Source organism: Gammaproteobacteria bacterium (genome assembly GCA_016200485.1).
Classification (GTDB): domain Bacteria; phylum Pseudomonadota; class Gammaproteobacteria; order Tenderiales; family Tenderiaceae; genus JACQEP01.
Genome location: JACQEP010000011.1, coordinates 42,714 through 58,553, shown reverse-complemented (window position 1 = coordinate 58,553; position 15,840 = coordinate 42,714). Strand labels below are relative to the sequence as shown.

The window sequence follows — 15,840 nt, the reverse complement described above, 5'->3', positions numbered from 1 at the left end:
ATTGGAAGCTAAATTACTCAGCTGATGATGATAAAAGTGTCGCGCAGAATTGCGGCACGAACTTTCGATTTTGGGGGATAAAATGTTGTTGAAAAAGATTCTTGCTACGGCAACGGTGCTTGCGCTGAGCGCCGGGTTTTCGGGTGCCGCACTGTCTGCGCCAATCACGGTATTTTCTACGAATTTCGATGGTAGCTTACCGACAGAAATTACTCCGGGTTCAGCAACACTCACGGGTGTTCAGGGGTTTGCCGGACTTGGCCCTGCGGGTAATCAATTTGGCGGAAACTTCTTACGCAGTGCTACCGGTAATACCGTGACGCTGCAGCTGAATAACCTGCCTACTCACGATACGATCAGCCTCTCATTCTTGTTTGCGGCCATTGACTCGCTTGACGGTACTGGTACCTTCCCAGCAGGTGATTTCTTTAAAATCGTATTCGACGGGCAGACGCTGTTCAGCGAATCATTTGCAAATGCACTCTTAAGCCAGATTCAGAGCTATGTTCCGCCTGCTGGCGTGGAGCTGGCGCGACATCAGGATCTTGGTTTTAGTGGCCCCGGCAGTTACTACACCGATAGTGCTTACAACTTCGGTGCCGATCCAACCTTTGCCAACTTTGCACACACGGCTTCATCGGCAACGATCGAATTTTATATTTTTGGGCCAGGCAACCAAGATATCAATGACGAATCATGGGCGATGGATAATTTGAACGTAAGCGTCACCACGAAAAAAACCAATCTGCAAACAGTGCCAGAGCCAAGTGTATTGGCGTTGATGGGCCTTGGGTTGTTAGGAATGGCGGCAGCGCGTCGGCGTGTTGCTGAGTGATTGAAACGTTAGTTGTAAAACGAGAAGCCCCGCATTGCGGGGCTTTTTTGTATGTCTTTGACAGGTAGTGATCAACTAACAGCTTGTTGAAAAACATCCGCTCCCTCAGGGAGAAGGGACTCAAATCACTTTTTCAACGGCTGCTAACGTTATCCACTTCGCTACGTGCCAGCAAATGCACATAACGCCCAAGTGAAGCAAACGGCTCCTGCCGCGCCAGTTGTCGTTCCAGTAACACTATGTTTTCGAGAGAACATTTTTCACGGGCGTCCGGCCACATCATGTCATGGAAAAAACGCACGCCACTTTTGCGGATGATGGTCATGCCGGATTGTTCCACCCATCTGCGCACCTCATCAGGGTCGAGCGGGTGTGTTGGTGTGAGACTGTGTGGGTTGCCCTGAAACTCGCCCGCAGCCACCTTGCGCAGATTACCCTTGATCAGATTGAGATAGGCCAGCGCGTGACGATTGTAGAACAGCAGCGACAGCGCCGCGCCAGGACGACAGTAACGCATCACCGTATGCAGCGTTGTTTCTGGTTCCGCCAGCCATTCCAGTACCGCGTGAAACAGCACCAGATCAAACTGGCCTTCAATATGTTCATGCAGCTGCTGCACAGGGGCGTGAATGAACTGAATGTTGGCAGATGGCAGCTCTTTGGTGAAACACTGCTTTGCTAGCTGCAACATCTCGGTCGAGTGGTCACACAACACCACCTCATGCCCCAGCTTGGCCAGGCGCAGCGCAATTTGCCCCATGCCAGCCCCTGCATCCAGAATACGTAAGGGAGGCCCCTGTAACTCCGGCAGCGACTCCAACAGATCTTCCCACACCACTTCGAGACGGATGACCCCCTTCGGACTGTCATAGATCTTGCGCTTGAACCTGTGTGACAGGTCGTCGAAATTACGATCTTGTTTCATAAAAATATGCTCTTGATTTTTTCAGTAAAAATCAATGCTATTACAAATTAATCATGCCATGGTAAACAATTTTCCATTCACACCCGTTTCCTCCTCTCCCGCAATGCGGGAGAGGGCAGGGGAGAGGGGGATTTGCGCGCACTTATCAGTCCGTAATCTGACGTCATACACCAGGATCACAACCCATCCAGCGGACTCACCACACCGTGCCCACCGCGATTTAGCACATGGGTGTAAATCATCGTCGTCGAAACATCCGCGTGCCACAATAACTCTGTGCTGCACAGGGATGTGCGAATGCCGCGAGCGCATGGATGCGCAGGAGCGGCGACTGTACGGATATCATAACCCGATTCCAGTAGATGCGTGGAAAAGCTGTGACGTAGTGCGTGACAGTTTAATTTTTTTGCATGACAGCGACGTCCCCAGCGAGTTTGACTGCCTTCTGTAATCTACTTTCATCGATATGATGGGGCCGAGTGATGCCGCTACGTGGACCGACCGAAAGCCTGCCGCTGGGAAAAACATATTGCCAGCGCCAGTCTTTGGCAGCCTTGGAATGTTTACGCTCTAGCGCATTGGGTAATAAAACTTCACCGAAGCCGCGTTTCAGATCTTCCGTGTGTAGCTACTGAACCTTTTGTAAATGATTTTTCAGAGAATCCGCCAAACGCTTGGGCAACGGTACAACGCGGCATTTTTGGCCCTTGCCATCTCTGGTTACAATCTGCTGATACTCGAAATCTAGGCTCATTTCGTTGTTGTTTGAGCTTGATCCAGTATTTTCAATTGCGACTTCAGCAATCTCAGGCGCAGATCAATATCTCGTACATATGGGTGCGCGCTCTGATACTGCTCCAGCAGTGTAGCTCGCTCGGCCTCAAGTGATTGTATACGCTCTTCGATTTCTGCGCGGCTGCGTAAAGGATGAGAGGGCACAATAGCGTAAAGACGTTCCAGAGATTCAACGCGCTCCTCGAGTTTTTGTAGACGCTGATCAATGGAGATTGATTCAGATTTTGACAAGGGTTGTGCGCATGCGCTCAACAATAGGAACCAGGAGAGCCCCGCCAGACTGCGCCATTTTCTGGCCTCACTCAGACGCGTGGATTGTAGGACTCGGTTTGTTTTCACTGGCATCACTTTTTACCCTCCTCGCGATAGCTGAAAATTTTGCTACTATTACCAGCACGGCTGGGCCGACCCCTTTAACTTTGCCTTTAAAACTCCCCGGAATACATGGCGGGCGATTCGCTGATCGATATGATCAAAGATGATCTGGTAGCGGAACTGATCGCCATCGATAGCTATTGTGACATTATCCAGCACTTCATTGAACAAGATCTCAGTACAGACCGTCTGTCGAAAGGGTATTGGCTGTGGAAGTGCAACATGCTGATGAATTGACGGACTTACCGCAGGGTTTGCCAGTTTAATTGAAAGAAAAAATCACTCGTGAAATCGAGGTGAGCCCACCTCTTGGCCGTGCCGCCTTGAAAACTCATTAATTGCGGACTATAGATTGTAGTAGAAGATAAATAATGAAAATTAGAATTTTAATGATATTGGGGAATTCAAGTGGCAGTGATCGCTGACCACCGCTCCGGTGCGTATCGTTGCCAACTTACTAACAGAGGAGTAGGAAATGTTGGAGACTATTGCAGTCATCTTGATTGTACTATGGCTACTTGGGTTGGTTAGCTCGTACACTATGGGTGGATTAATTCATATTCTTTTAGTCATTGCCATCGTGGTGATTCTGATTCGTCTCATTCAAGGTCGTCGTGTTGTGTAGTGGCCTTGGATTAGACCTATACAACTGGGCCAGTGGGCATTGCATATATTTGTGCTCGCCATGAGATGCAATATTGCCGCGGCATATTGCGCCCTTTGATCAAATAAATCAGTGGTTCCCCAGGTGGACAAATTTCAATCCATCGGTGCGAAGGCAAGACCCAAGTTCATACCGGTACTTACCCCGATTTCTTTTGAGAAAATGGAGCCGGCGAATATCTCAAATCATCGCTGGAAAATAAGCAGAAGGTAGGCGAAAAACAACAATAAGTGGACAGCGCCGAGAAGTACGTTAGTATGACTGCTCGAAAACGTCATCGTGCTTAATACTAGAGTCAACGACAGCAACGTGATGTCGACAGGCTCAAGACCGAGAATAATCGATTTGTGTGACAACAGCCCGAACGTAAGAACTGCAGGAATCGTCGACCCAATTGTGGCGAGCACCGATCCCAGCAGGATGTTAACAGATCTTTGCAGGTCATTTGTCAACGCGGCACGCACCGCACCGAATGACTCGGGGGCGAGTACCAGTATGGCAATCAGGAATCCGGCCAGTGCTACCGGCGCGCCTAATACGCTAATCGTAAAATCAATCGGCACGGCGAGTTGCCGGGAAAGGATCACCAATGGCGCCATATATGCCAGTAGCAGCAATACATGATACGGAACCGAGTGAATCTCATGGACAATCCGCCACTTCCGTTTTGCAGTTTCCGATTCCGCTGTCGGGCGTAATACTCTAAAGTACGCACGATGACGTCCGTTTTGGATTGTAAGAAAGACACCATACAAGGCGACTGATACGATTATCAGGAACGCTGCCTGGATCGGAGAAAATGTCTGGTCAGGTGATGAACTCGTGTAGTTGGGTAGAATAAGTCCGATCACGGCCAGCGGCAAAATGACCGCCAGGAAGGAATTGGCACCCTGAAGATTGTAGTCCTGCTCTTTGTACTTTAACCCGCCGATCAGTAACGTCAGTCCGACCATACCGTTTAGTACGATCATGATTACCGCAAACATCGCATCGCGTGCCAGCGTTGGGCTACCATGTCCGGTCGTCATTGTTGCGACGATGATCATCACTTCGATGCCGGTAACGGACAACGTCAATACCAATGTACCCAGTGGCTCCTGGAGTTTCTCCGCCAGGCTTTCTGCATGTCTCACAACTGCGAAAGCCGAAATAAGCATGGTGAGTAATAGCCAGGTCAGTATGACTGTGAAGCGTACCGGATGAGAAAGATCGGCAAGCAGGCTTTGGCCGAAGATGAGGAATACCAGTGTGGTCGCCAGATTAACAAGCAGCGGCCACTCCTGCAGCAGCCCCATGCCCACTTTTTTGACGGGGATCACTACGTTCGGATATTTCATAGTGGGTCAGTTCTCATACGCGAAATTTGCACGTGCAGTGCTGTGGTTAGGCACGATGGATCATCCGGCGTCGCACTCAGTGTCAATGACAGTTTCGTGCCAGTGTGCCAACGCCGAATACGAGGCTTGTTATGGCTAGGATTGCGGCAATGTACGGTTTTGTTCATGGGTGTGGTGAACAGTGATGCATAGCGTGGGGGCGAGTGCCCCCACGCTATGCCACCCCACACTATGTCATTTGGAGTGTTCCACTTCTTTTTCTTTCTGACGCGCTTGCCATGCGGCAAGCTGCTTCTCCGCTTCTTCCTTGGTGATGCCGTACGATTCCTGAATTTTGCCGGCCAGGATATCGCGTTTACCCGCAATCACATCAAGCTGATCATCGGTAAGCTTGCCCCATTGTTGCTTGACGTTACCCTTGAATTGTTTCCAATTACCTTCAATACGGTCCCAGTTCATGTTGGATTCCTTTGTGGTTGATTGAGAATTGCGACTATCATCATCAGACAGACAGACAGAATTTTTGTCCTGTGTCTCTATGGCCGCGGAGGTGATCATCCCGCTTACTCAAAACCTTGTCTGTGCGTTAGGGCACAGAGGAAGCACTTGTGGTCGCCGCCATCCTGGTTATTACGCCCAAGCAATTCGCTAACCAGCTTGAGCGATTCGACCTCTAAAAATTAAAGGTAAAAATTATGAGGGGCCAAACTTTTAATATTTACCCCTCACTTTTCCATTTTTCAATAATCTTCATGCAAATCCGATTCATCTCCAAGGCGCGATCTTCAGTCGCCGCTTCGTTGTAACAGCGAAATTCAGGGGCATTACCTGAAGGTCGGAGGTGAATAACTTCTTCGTTGTTAAAGGTGATGCGCAGACCATCGATTTGATTAGTGGTTTTTACGCTGCCAAATAGCGCTCCAAAAATGTCTTCAATCTGGGTCGCTTCATGACTGAGCGCCGCGATTCGTTTTTGACTAAGTGTGGTGGGGAATTCCTTTACCCGATCACTGGCTGTGAAGCGTTGTGGCAGCTCGGTGGTTAATTTTGAAACGCTAATATTTTTCTGCTGTGCCAGCATCAAAATGGTCAGTGGTACCAGAATAGCATCGCGGGTGGGTAAGGCAGTGAGCGTTCGCCCATCTATGTTAATGTCTGATGCGGTGAGAAATCCACCATTGGCTTCGTAGCCAACGACGATCGTCTGTTTGTCGGTAAGCGCCTGTTGCATGGCGGCGATGACATAAGGCGAACCGATGCGTGTGCGCAGCACGTTGCGGAAGTAGCTGCATTTTTCAACAGCGCTGTTACTGCTGACGGGGGTGGCAACCACGGTGGCGCCCAGGTAACGAGCGCACAGAATCCCGGCAACATCGCCGCGTAGCCATTTGCCGTGTTCATCTCCAATCAGCGGCCGGTCGGCATCGCCATCGGCGGAGATGATGGCGTCAAACGGATGTTCTTTGGCCCATTTGGCTGCGAGTTCGATATCTTCGGCGCGGACAGCTTCGGTATCGACCGGAATAAAGGTATTGGAAAAACCAAGACGAATGACTTTAGCGCCCAACGCTTCGAGAATATCGACAAAGATTTCACGGCCGACGGTGGAGTGCTGATACAGAGCGATCGTTTTTCCGTGCAGGCATTGCTGCGGGAAGAAATCGATATAGCGTTTGACGTATTCATTACGGGCGCGGTTATCCATGGCTGGCAGGTGAAATGCCTCTGTGGCCAGAAAATTGCCCTGACTATCGAATCGATTCTCGGGAATCACAATCTGTTGCTGGCGAATCCCGTTTTCGTCATCTTTTAGTATTTCACCATCGCAGCGATTGAACTTAATGCCGTTACGATCATCCGGTATGTGGCTGCCGGTAACCATCATGCTGGGAATCTTGTGCGCGATACCGAAAGCGGCAATGGTGGGTGAGGGAATCATACCGCCGTTAAAAGTGGTATATCCCTGGTCAGTAATGGCGGCACCGATGGCGCGCATGATGCGCGGGCTGCTGGGGCGCAGATCACCAGCTATCGCAATTTCACCGCCCGCTTTTAATTGACCCATGGTGTTTAAATATTGCAGAAAGCCAACCGTGTAGGCGTAACACACGCGATCGGTCATTGCCGTGACCAAGCCGCGTGCGCCGCTGGTGCCAAAGCCGACGCCGCTGCTTTGCATAAGGTTTTCAATAGTGATGATCTGGGGGCTCATGAGTGGACTCGTGAAATCCTGGGTCTGTTGAGGTGCCCATATTCTACCTGTCGTTAGGTGTTACCCATGCATTGTCTTGTAAAAAGCTTGACAACAAATCTAAATGAGAAGTATTATCATTAGCAATAAGGCGTAGGTAGTAACGATTAGGAGTGCGTTCGTGAAATTTCGTAATGTTTTATGGGTAGGACTGGCGGCCCTTGCCCCGATGTGGTTTGCCAATCATGCTACTGCTGCGGTGAGCGAATACCGGATAGCCACTGAAAAAGTCACCTGGAACTACATCCCCAGCGGGCTGATGATACCTGAGCATGGTGGCCTGGATTTCTGGCCCGTGCTGCTGTAAGGCATAACCCTATGCATTCCCAACCCGTTCCAACGATCAAAGTGGTGGAGATGAAGTCTTCCCAGCTGCCAGTGATTGAAAGCCGCGAGCTGTTGCGCGGTGGCGGCCAAGTGCTGATCCTGCACGCTGGACAGACATATAATTTGCGCCAGACCAAGGAAAACAAGCTGATTTTGACCAAGTAATATTTTCATTCAAGAGCCAGCCACCTCGGGCGTGCGCCCTAGGCAGCCAGCCATGTTTATTTGATTTTTCCGACATGGAGACTGCAATGATGCACGCCAGAAACACCAAACAATTTTCATCCCAGCCACCTGCTCGACTGTTGCCTTTGGCGGCCATGATGGCCGGATTGTCCTTCGGCGCTATGGCTGAGGAACAACCCGCCGATGAGCCGGCCTTGCCCACGGTCACGGTGAATGCCGACGCCGAGATTCCGCGGGACGGCTTGCGCGCCACCACCACGCGGGTGGGCAAGACCCTGCAGGACCCGCACGATGTGCCGCAAGCCGTCACCACGGTGACGCGTACGCTGGTGGATGAGCAGAAGGCCAGTTCGCTGCGCGAGGCGTTGCGCAATGTCTCGGGTCTCACTTTTAACGCGGCTGAAGGCGGTCGCTCGGGCGACAACATGATGCTGCGCGGTTTCTACACCTTCGGTGACATGTATCTCGATGGCATCCGCGATACCGCCCAATACAACCGTGAAGTATTCAATCTGGAACAGGTCGATGTGTTGCGCGGTTCGGCGGCGATGCTGTTTGGCCGCGGCCAGGCCGGCGGTGTCATCAATCAGGTGAGCAAGACGCCATTCCTCGCCGACCGCAACAAGATTAGCGCCAGCCTCGGCACTGACGATTACCGGCAACTGACCGGTGACTTCAACCAGCGCCTTGGCGACACCACGGCGCTGCGGCTGAATGTGATGACGCGTGACGAGGGCAGCTGGCGCTCCAATCCGGCCAATGGCAATGAGCCGGAACTTCATCGCGATGGCATCGCACCCAGCATCGGTTTCGGCCTTGGCACCAGCGATGAATTCATTCTGAGCCACATCCTGACGCAGACCGATGACAAACCGGATTACGGTATCAGCTTCGATCCAGCCACGCGCCAGCCGGGCACCAATTTCCCCGCCAGCACTTACTGGGGCACCGATCGCAATTTCGATGAGAGCGAGACTAACATCACGACTGCAACATATACCCATTACTTCTCGCCGAGTAGTTCGTGGCGCACGCAATTGCGCAGTGCCGATTACGAACGCAGCTATTGGGCGAGAACGCCGAACCTGACTCAGGCGCCGAATGCGGAAGGGATCGTGCTGGGTGGCGGTGGTATTCCGAATGGCGGCCCGACACGGACCATGGATTACGAGACCCTGACCCTGCAGACGGATTTCAACAACGCCTTCGAGGCGATGGGCATGAAGCACGAATTCCTGGTGGGCGCGGAATATTTCAAGGAAGACAGCTTCCGTCACAGTTTGCAGAACGTGGGGGGTACCACCGTCGTCAATCCGCCGTTCTATCTGCCGTATCAGGCCAACACGACGGGCACGCCGGTCGAGTTCGATTCGGTTTCCTATGCCGTGTATGCGCAAGATACCGTCGAGTTCATTCCCAGGTGGAAGGCCACGCTGGGCGCACGTCGCGACGAACTGGATGCGGATTATTCCAGCGCCACCTCGCCCCGTCTGAAATACGATGAGTGGAGCACGCGTGCCGCGCTGTCCTTCCATCCCGTGGATGAAACCCATTATTACCTGAGCATGAGCGACTCCTTCAGCCCGACAGCGGATCTCTATCAGCTTACCGTGACGCCGATGCCGCCGGAACGCAGCCAGGTGCTGGAGCTGGGCGCCAAGTGGTTGCTCCTCGACGGTGATTTGGCGTTGCGCGCTGCGCTTTATCGTGCCGAGAAGGAATGGGAACGTAATACCGATCTCGAATCCACGGCGTCGATCCTGACCAAGAAACGCCGTACCAACGGTTTGGAGTTCGAAGTCGCCGGGCGCATCACCGATGCCTGGGAAATCTTCGCCGGCTTGGCGCTGATGGACGCGAAGATTCTGGAAGTGGCTGAGAATGTTAACGCCACTACCGGCGTGATCACTGTCGCCAACGCCGGTTACCAGGGGCAACGCGCGCGCAACACGCCGCCTTACACTGCCAACGTGTGGACGACGTACACGCTCGGTAACAGCTGGAAGGCCGGTGGCGGTGCCGAGGCGAAAGGCGAACGCTACGGTTTTAACCCGAGCGGCGCAGGGGCGATACCGACACTGCCGGGTGACACGGCGTTCCATCCCAACACTGCACCAGCGTATGTGCGTTGGGATGCGATGCTGAGTTATGAACAGCGCCTGTATACGCTGACATTGAACGTGCAAAATCTGTTCGACAAAGTTTACTACGACGCCTTGTACGACAACGGTGGTTTCGCAGTGCCCGGCCAGGGGCGCAGGCTGATTCTGTCCGGTGAATATAAGTTCTAGGTGTTGCTGAAACAAGTTCTCCCTCTCCCTGAGGGAGAGGGCTGGGGTGAGGGATGGATAACACATTACTGCTTGACTATCTCCCCTCATCCTAACCTTCTCCCTGAGGGAGAAGGAACTAAAAGCTTTTTTCAATAAAGGAAGAAAATCATGCTCATCACCATTGACGACGTACTGACAGCGCGCGAATTGGCTACTATGCAGGAGTTGCTGGCGCGTTCACACTGGGCCCATGGCGAGATCACCGCCGGGACACAATCGGCCCAGGTGAAAAACAATCAGCAGCTACCGGAGAATGCCGAACATCTGCCGGTACTGCGTCGCACGGTGCTGGGCGCACTCAATCGCAATGCACTGTTTTTCACGGCGGCGCTGCCGAAGCGGATCTTTCCACCGCTGTTTAACCGCTACGGCGGCGACACCAACTTCTTCGGCAATCATGTCGACAATGCCATGCGGCCACTGCCCGATGGTAGCGGTTACATGCGCACCGATGTCTCTGCCACATTGTTCTTGGCCGAGCCCGAGAATTACGACGGCGGTGAATTAGTGATCGAGGATATGTATGGCAGTCAACGCATCAAGCTCAAGGCGGGTAGCATGGTGGTGTATCCGTCGACCTCCATTCACCAGGTGATGCCGGTGACGCACGGCCACCGCGTTGCTTGTTTTATGTGGATGCAGAGCATGGTGCGCGATACCGGTCAGCGCCGTCTGCTTTATGAAATGGACATGGCGCTGCTGCAATTGCGTCATGCGCACGGCGACACTGACCCCGTCATCCGGCTGACTGGCACCTATCACAATCTGCTACGGAAGTGGGCCGAGATCTGATATGACGCGTATTTATCCCATCTGGCAAGCACATGGCAGCGACCGGATCGTGCCGTTAATGCTGGTGATCGTCGCGCACCTGATGTTGATTGCGTGGCTAAATAACCACGCCATGCAACCCGGGTTGTCGCTGGTGTTGCCAACCATGAGCGGAATACTGGTGGCGCCGCCTGTCGCACAGCCGCCCCGGCCTAACACAGTGTCATCACGTCCGCTGTTATCGCCCATGTCGCCAATCGAAGCGCTGCCGACTGAGCACAGTATCAGCGTGCCGCCGGTCGAGCCTGAACCATCATTAGCAACTGAATCGAAAACAGAAACACCAGTGACGGCTACAGCGCCCGCAGCGGCGGAAGCTGAGATTGCACCCGTACCGGTAATTCCACCGCGGGTGGATGCGGCTCATCTCAATAATCCAGCACCCGTTTACCCACCGCTGTCGCGGCGATTGGGCGAGCAGGGGCAAGTGTTGTTCGATGTCTACATTCTCGCCGATGGCACGGTGGGCGGGATCAGGCTCAAAGTTTCCAGCGGCTTTCCACGTCTCGATGCTGCCGCACGCGAAGCAGTGCAACGCTGGCGCTACGTGCCGGCCCGGCGTGGTAATACAGCGATCGCTTACTGGTATGTGCAACCCATCGTTTTCGCGCTGGGTCACTGATTTTATGGCTGTTCACCACAGAGGCACAGAGAAGAAAATGTGTAATGGTTATGGCGCGCACCTCTCACTTCTGCGTACTCTGTGCCTCTGTGGTGAATATTGTTAATTTCAAAGGAGACAAAAAATGACAGATTACCCGTACGGACTGGCCGCCCTCTGGGCGCAAGGCGATTTCGTCATCAAGAGCATTGCCATTTTGCTGCTGATAATGTCCATCGCCACTTGGTATGTCATCGTCAGCCGCGTCTGGCGGCTGATGAAGCTGCGCCGTTATGCTCACGCGACTGCAGATTTCTGGCATGCGCAGAGTTTCGGCGAAGGGCTGCACATCCTGAATGGCCACCGTCATCATAATCCCTTTCGCCATCTAGCCGAAGAGGGCAAGGCAGCAGTGGATCACCATGCCAACAATCGCTCGGATCTTCATGGGCAGTTGAGTCTGGCCGACTGGCTGACCGCCTGTCTGCGCGGCGCCATCGACGAATCCACGGAACGGATGCAGAGCGGGCTGTCGCTACTCGCCTCGGTCGGTTCGACCGCGCCCTTCGTCGGTCTGTTCGGTACGGTGTGGGGTATTTATCACGCGCTGGTTGGGATCGGCGCCGCCGGTCAGGCCAGCATCGGCGAAGTTGCCGGACCTGTGGGTGAGGCCCTGATCATGACCGCGCTCGGTCTTGCCGTGGCGATTCCCGCCGTGCTGGGCTACAACGCACTTATCCGCGGTAATAAAACGGTACTCGGTCGCCTCAATCGCTTTGCCCATCAACTGCACGCCTATTTCATCACCGGCGCGCCGCTGACGCGCAGTTCAAATTCGTCCACGGCCAAGGTGGTCGTGGCCGCGTTGGTGGGAGGGCGCTGAGATGGCATTTGGTAACGACTTGGCCGATGGTGATGAGGTAATGAGCGAGATCAACATGACACCGCTGGTGGATGTGATGCTGGTGTTGCTGATTGTTTTCATCGTCACCGTGCCGGTGCTGACGCATTCGGTGAAGCTGGATCTGCCGCGTGCTGATAATCGTCCCAATGAAATCAAACCGGAGACGGTGATGATGTCAGTGACCGCCGACGGCGCCATCCACTGGAACGACACATTGCTCGACGATGCGGCTTTGCAAACCCGACTCACCCAAGCCGCCCGCCAGCAACCGCAGCCGGAGATTCACATTCGCGGCGACCGCAAGGTCGATTACGAACATGTGATTCAGGTCATGGCCGCCGCGCAGCGGGCGGGGATTTTGAAGTTGGGATTTGTGACGGAGCCGGGAAGGTAATTACTACCGAAGCGAAAATCCAACGCAAAGACGCTAAGCGCTATTGATCCAGTCTGAAGAAGTTTTAAGGTCGATCTGTGCGTATCCCCCTCCCCGCTTGCGGGAGGGTTGGGGAGAGGGAGTGTTTCAACAAGCGGCTAAATTCTAGATCTTCTCCGCACTTCCGCGTTGGGTTTTTGCATCGCAAGCAATGGTTTCAGAAAACGGCCGGTATGTGAATTTTCATTGGTAGCAATCTCTTCCGGCGTGCCGACACACAGTATTTCGCCACCTTTATCGCCACCCTCGGGGCCGATATCAATCAGCCAGTCGGCAGTTTTTATGACATCAAGATTATGTTCGATGATGACAATGGTGTTGCCATGGTCGCGCAATTGCAGCAGCACGCCGAGCAGTTGTTCGATGTCATGGAAGTGGAGGCCGGTAGTCGGTTCGTCGAGAATATAAATCGTGTTGCCGGTATCGCGTTTTGATAATTCACGCGATAACTTCACCCGTTGCGCTTCACCGCCAGAGAGCGTGGTCGCATTTTGACCGAGGGTGATATACGACAGGCCGACATCCATTAATGTTTGCAGCTTGCGTTTGATCATCGGTACGGCGCTGAAGAACTCTAGTGCGTCTTCGACGGTCATTTTCAGCACTTCGTAGATGTTCTTGCCCTTGTAGCGTACTTCCAGGGTTTCACGGTCGTAACGTTGGCCTTTGCAAACATCGCACGGCACATAGATATCGGGCAGGAAGTGCATTTCGACCTTGATCACGCCGTCGCCCTGGCACGCCTCGCAGCGGCCGCCCTTGACGTTGAAACTGAAACGTCCAGGACCATAGCCGCGTGACCGTGCCTCTGCCGTGCCGGAAAACAGATCACGAATTGGGGTGAACAGGCCGGTATAGGTAGCCGGATTGGAACGCGGTGTGCGGCCGATGGGGCTTTGATCGATGTCGACGACTTTGTCGAATTGATCGAGGCCGATGATCTCGGCACATGGTGCCGGATCTTCGCCCGCACCGTTGATCAACAAGGCGGCATGGCGATACAGCGTGTCATTGATGAGTGTCGATTTGCCGGAACCGGAGACGCCGGTAACGCAGGTCATCAGGCCCATCGGAATATCGACGTTTACGCCCTTGAGATTGTTGCCGCTGGCGCCGCGAATGCTCAACATGCGCGTTGGGTCCATGGCCACCCGTTTCTCGGGAACTTGGATTGCGCGTTTGCCGGAGAGATATTGGCCGGTGACTGATTCAGGCGAGCCGAGTATTTGTTGCAATGTGCCTTGAGCGATCACTTGGCCGCCATGTACACCGGCGCCGGGGCCGATGTCGACGATGTGATCGGCGCTGCGGATCGCTTCTTCGTCATGTTCGACCACGATTACGGTGTTGCCGAGATCACGCAAATAGGTCAGCGTTTTGATCAGGCGTTCATTGTCGCGTTGATGCAGACCAATCGACGGTTCATCAAGCACATACATCACGCCTACCAAACCGGCGCCGATCTGGCTGGCCAGACGGATACGTTGCGCCTCGCCGCCGGAAAGCGTATCGGCGCTGCGGTCAAGGCTCAGATAATCAAGACCGACGTTGACCAGAAATTGCAAACGGGCGCCGACTTCTTTAACAATTTTTGACGCAATCTCGCCACGATGACCCGGTAGCGTTAAATGGGTGAAGAAGTCATGCGCACGCCCTACGGCCATGGAAGTGGCTTCCGGCAGCGTAATGCCGGCGACAAAGACATTGCGTGCCTCGCGGCGCAGACGTGTGCCTTTGCAGTCTGGACATTTGTGGGTGCTTAAATATTTAGCCAGATCCTCACGTACGGCATTGGAATCGGTCTCGCGGTAACGCCGCTCCATGTTGGGGATGACGCCCTCGAAGGGGCGATGTTGATGTTGTGCGCTGCCGCGCTCGTTGAAGAAGGTAAATTCGATCAGTTCGTCACCGGTGCCTTGAAGCAGTACGCCACGTGCTTCGTCGGTGAGTTGTTCAAATGGCGTGTCGACATCGAAACCATAATGATCTGCCAGTGAGGTGAGCAACTGAAAATAATAGGCGTTACGGCGGTCCCAGCCGCGAATTGCACCCGCCGCCAAGCTTAACTCGGGATGATGAACGACGCGCGCCGGATCGAAAAACTGCTTCATGCCCAAACCATCGCAGGTTGGGCAGGCACCTGCGGGATTGTTAAATGAGAACAAACGTGGTTCAAGTTCAGCCAAACTGTAGCCGCAATGCGGGCAGGCAAACTTGGCCGAAAATACCAATTCCGATTTTGTTTCATCATCCATGAAGGCGATGCGCGCCAAGCCATCGGACAGACGCAACGCAGTTTCAAACGATTCGGACAGTCGAGCCTTGATATCCTCACGCACCTTGAAGCGATCGACGACGGCCTCGATGGTATGTTTCTGCCGCAGATCGAGCTTCGGTAATTGATCCAGCTCGATCACTTTGCCATCGACGCGGGCGCGGACAAAACCCTGGCTGCGCAATTGTTCCAGGACCTGTACGTGTTCGCCCTTGCGATCGTCGATCACTGGCGCCAGCAGCATCAGGCGCGTGTCTTCCGCCAGTGCCATCACTTGATCGACCATTTGGCTGACCGTCTGCGCTTCAAGCACAACATCATGGTCCGGGCAGCGCGGTTCACCCGCGCGCGCGAACAACAGACGCAGATAATCGTAAATCTCGGTGACGGTGCCGACGGTCGAGCGCGGATTGTGCGACGTGGATTTTTGCTCGATGGAAATCGCGGGCGACAAACCTTCGATGTGATCGACATCGGGTTTTTCCATGATTGCTAAAAATTGGCGTGCATAACTGCTCAGCGATTCGACATAGCGCCGTTGGCCTTCGGCATAAATGGTGTCGAACGCGAGCGAGGATTTGCCGGAGCCGGATAATCCCGTGATAACTATAAGTTTGTCGCGCGGCAGATCGAGGTCGATGTTTTTGAGGTTGTGGGTGCGTGCGCCGCGAATGTGGATATATTTCATGCTGCATTTCCGTCACTGATCGAACCTGATAATATACGACGTTTTCGCACCACGACGCAAAAGAGAAACTCTCCGTGAAA

16 protein-coding genes and 1 pseudogene are annotated in these 15,840 nt (G+C 53.5%); 10 read left to right on the top strand and 7 right to left on the bottom strand.

Annotation, left to right across the window (positions count from 1 at the left end):
* Nucleotides 1-82: 82 nt before the first annotated feature.
* Entirely contained in the window at nucleotides 83-835 is a 753-nt protein-coding gene (locus HY272_07730) for a PEP-CTERM sorting domain-containing protein (protein ID MBI3772574.1), read from the top strand.
* A gap of 133 nt (nucleotides 836-968) precedes the next feature.
* Here the strand turns inward: HY272_07730 and HY272_07725 are convergent, their stop codons facing one another.
* The 3 genes and pseudogenes from HY272_07725 to HY272_07715 form a co-directional block, all read right to left on the bottom strand.
* A complete protein-coding gene (locus HY272_07725) occupies nucleotides 969-1,760 on the bottom strand; it encodes a methyltransferase domain-containing protein (protein MBI3772573.1) in 792 nt (263 codons plus the stop codon).
* 176 nt (nucleotides 1,761-1,936) lie between these two features.
* A pseudogene (locus tag HY272_07720) lies at nucleotides 1,937-2,508 on the bottom strand (tyrosine-type recombinase/integrase).
* A 2-nt stretch (nucleotides 2,509-2,510) separates the two neighbouring features.
* On the bottom strand, nucleotides 2,511-2,900 hold the full coding sequence (locus HY272_07715) for a hypothetical protein (protein ID MBI3772572.1): 390 nt from the start codon (nucleotides 2,898-2,900) through the stop codon (nucleotides 2,511-2,513).
* 99 nt (nucleotides 2,901-2,999) lie between these two features.
* On the opposite strand from HY272_07715, the gene HY272_07710 reads away from it, so the two are divergent.
* Together HY272_07710 and HY272_07705 are read left to right on the top strand one after the other, a co-directional pair.
* The gene (locus HY272_07710; protein MBI3772571.1) at nucleotides 3,000-3,167 is read left to right on the top strand and encodes a hypothetical protein; all 168 of its coding nucleotides are present in this window, start codon (nucleotides 3,000-3,002) and stop codon (nucleotides 3,165-3,167) included.
* Nucleotides 3,168-3,405: 238 nt separating this feature from the next.
* On the top strand, nucleotides 3,406-3,555 hold the full coding sequence (locus HY272_07705) for a lmo0937 family membrane protein (protein MBI3772570.1): 150 nt from the start codon (nucleotides 3,406-3,408) through the stop codon (nucleotides 3,553-3,555).
* 224 nt (nucleotides 3,556-3,779) lie between these two features.
* On the opposite strand, the gene HY272_07700 is transcribed toward HY272_07705, so the two are convergent.
* From HY272_07700 to HY272_07690, 3 genes are all read right to left on the bottom strand, one after another.
* Nucleotides 3,780-4,931 carry a calcium:proton antiporter gene (locus HY272_07700; protein MBI3772569.1) on the bottom strand — a complete coding sequence of 384 codons (1,152 nt, stop codon included), beginning with the start codon at nucleotides 4,929-4,931 and terminating at the stop codon, nucleotides 3,780-3,782.
* 234 nt (nucleotides 4,932-5,165) lie between these two features.
* Nucleotides 5,166-5,390: a CsbD family protein gene (locus HY272_07695; GenBank protein MBI3772568.1), complete on the bottom strand. Its 225-nt coding sequence runs from the start codon at nucleotides 5,388-5,390 to the stop codon at nucleotides 5,166-5,168.
* 259 nt (nucleotides 5,391-5,649) lie between these two features.
* Nucleotides 5,650-7,128 carry a phosphomannomutase gene (locus HY272_07690; GenBank protein ID MBI3772567.1) on the bottom strand — a complete coding sequence of 493 codons (1,479 nt, stop codon included), beginning with the start codon at nucleotides 7,126-7,128 and terminating at the stop codon, nucleotides 5,650-5,652.
* A 175-nt stretch (nucleotides 7,129-7,303) separates the two neighbouring features.
* Between HY272_07690 and HY272_07685 the strand changes: the two genes are divergently transcribed.
* From HY272_07685 to HY272_07655, 7 genes are all read left to right on the top strand, one after another.
* Nucleotides 7,304-7,489, top strand: coding sequence for a hypothetical protein (locus HY272_07685; protein ID MBI3772566.1), 186 nt, complete (start codon nucleotides 7,304-7,306; stop codon nucleotides 7,487-7,489).
* A gap of 11 nt (nucleotides 7,490-7,500) precedes the next feature.
* On the top strand, nucleotides 7,501-7,674 hold the full coding sequence (locus tag HY272_07680) for a hemin uptake protein HemP (protein MBI3772565.1): 174 nt from the start codon (nucleotides 7,501-7,503) through the stop codon (nucleotides 7,672-7,674).
* 74 nt (nucleotides 7,675-7,748) lie between these two features.
* Nucleotides 7,749-9,986, top strand: coding sequence for a TonB-dependent siderophore receptor (locus HY272_07675; GenBank protein ID MBI3772564.1), 2,238 nt, complete (start codon nucleotides 7,749-7,751; stop codon nucleotides 9,984-9,986).
* A 150-nt stretch (nucleotides 9,987-10,136) separates the two neighbouring features.
* A complete protein-coding gene (locus HY272_07670; protein ID MBI3772563.1) occupies nucleotides 10,137-10,820 on the top strand; it encodes a Fe2+-dependent dioxygenase in 684 nt (227 codons plus the stop codon).
* A 1-nt stretch (nucleotide 10,821) separates the two neighbouring features.
* Nucleotides 10,822-11,481, top strand: coding sequence for an energy transducer TonB (locus tag HY272_07665; GenBank protein ID MBI3772562.1), 660 nt, complete (start codon nucleotides 10,822-10,824; stop codon nucleotides 11,479-11,481).
* A gap of 124 nt (nucleotides 11,482-11,605) precedes the next feature.
* Nucleotides 11,606-12,343, top strand: coding sequence for a MotA/TolQ/ExbB proton channel family protein (locus tag HY272_07660; protein ID MBI3772561.1), 738 nt, complete (start codon nucleotides 11,606-11,608; stop codon nucleotides 12,341-12,343).
* A gap of 1 nt (nucleotide 12,344) precedes the next feature.
* Nucleotides 12,345-12,758 (top strand): biopolymer transporter ExbD, encoded by a 414-nt coding sequence (locus tag HY272_07655; protein ID MBI3772560.1) that lies wholly within the window; start codon nucleotides 12,345-12,347, stop codon nucleotides 12,756-12,758.
* A gap of 137 nt (nucleotides 12,759-12,895) precedes the next feature.
* Here the strand turns inward: HY272_07655 and uvrA are convergent, their stop codons facing one another.
* A complete protein-coding gene (uvrA, locus tag HY272_07650; GenBank protein MBI3772559.1) occupies nucleotides 12,896-15,760 on the bottom strand; it encodes an excinuclease ABC subunit UvrA in 2,865 nt (954 codons plus the stop codon).
* Nucleotides 15,761-15,840: the final 80 nt, after the last annotated feature.

What these genes read in the sequence shown, in the direction of transcription:
- HY272_07660 (MBI3772561.1), top strand. Translation starts at nt 11,606, where the DNA reads ATGACAGATTACCCGTACGGACTGGCCGCCCTCTGGGCGCAAGGCGAT.
- HY272_07730 (MBI3772574.1), top strand. Translation starts at nt 83, where the DNA reads ATGTTGTTGAAAAAGATTCTTGCTACGGCAACGGTGCTTGCGCTGAGC.
- uvrA (MBI3772559.1), bottom strand. Translation starts at nt 15,760, where the DNA reads ATGAAATATATCCACATTCGCGGCGCACGCACCCACAACCTCAAAAAC.
- HY272_07710 (MBI3772571.1), top strand. Translation starts at nt 3,000, where the DNA reads ATGGCGGGCGATTCGCTGATCGATATGATCAAAGATGATCTGGTAGCG.
- HY272_07655 (MBI3772560.1), top strand. Translation starts at nt 12,345, where the DNA reads ATGGCATTTGGTAACGACTTGGCCGATGGTGATGAGGTAATGAGCGAG.
- HY272_07725 (MBI3772573.1), bottom strand. Translation starts at nt 1,760, where the DNA reads ATGAAACAAGATCGTAATTTCGACGACCTGTCACACAGGTTCAAGCGC.
- HY272_07665 (MBI3772562.1), top strand. Translation starts at nt 10,822, where the DNA reads ATGACGCGTATTTATCCCATCTGGCAAGCACATGGCAGCGACCGGATC.
- HY272_07695 (MBI3772568.1), bottom strand. Translation starts at nt 5,390, where the DNA reads ATGAACTGGGACCGTATTGAAGGTAATTGGAAACAATTCAAGGGTAAC.
- HY272_07705 (MBI3772570.1), top strand. Translation starts at nt 3,406, where the DNA reads ATGTTGGAGACTATTGCAGTCATCTTGATTGTACTATGGCTACTTGGG.
- HY272_07680 (MBI3772565.1), top strand. Translation starts at nt 7,501, where the DNA reads ATGCATTCCCAACCCGTTCCAACGATCAAAGTGGTGGAGATGAAGTCT.
- HY272_07675 (MBI3772564.1), top strand. Translation starts at nt 7,749, where the DNA reads ATGGAGACTGCAATGATGCACGCCAGAAACACCAAACAATTTTCATCC.
- HY272_07670 (MBI3772563.1), top strand. Translation starts at nt 10,137, where the DNA reads ATGCTCATCACCATTGACGACGTACTGACAGCGCGCGAATTGGCTACT.
- HY272_07715 (MBI3772572.1), bottom strand. Translation starts at nt 2,900, where the DNA reads ATGCCAGTGAAAACAAACCGAGTCCTACAATCCACGCGTCTGAGTGAG.
- HY272_07700 (MBI3772569.1), bottom strand. Translation starts at nt 4,931, where the DNA reads ATGAAATATCCGAACGTAGTGATCCCCGTCAAAAAAGTGGGCATGGGG.